Here is a 236-nt window from a genome sequence, read left to right as displayed (position 1 = left end):
TCCCCCCCTTCCCCTGGACCCGGATGGCGTGGGGGACGCCGTCCTGATAGGTGAGGTCGGCGTAGGTCAGGGCCAGGGCCTCGGAGAGGCGGAGGCCTGTGCCGTAGAGGAAGGCGAGGAGGGCCCAGTCCCGGAGGGCCACCCGGGGGGAGCGGTTCTGGTAGGCCGCCTGGAGGAGGCGGGCCACCTCGGGCGGGGTGAGGTAGACGGGGAGCCTCCGGGGGAGCTTGGGCCGC

The 236-nt window shown here is 74.6% G+C and carries 1 protein-coding gene; it reads right to left on the bottom strand.

Annotated elements, in window-relative coordinates:
* The coding region (locus tag ACYQ0J_RS13500) for a tyrosine-type recombinase/integrase (RefSeq protein ID WP_460172615.1) at positions 1-236 on the bottom strand (236 nt) is incomplete at both ends.

Source organism: Thermus sp. FJN-A, assembly GCF_054655095.1.
This window is presented reverse-complemented; position numbering and strand designations above follow the sequence as displayed.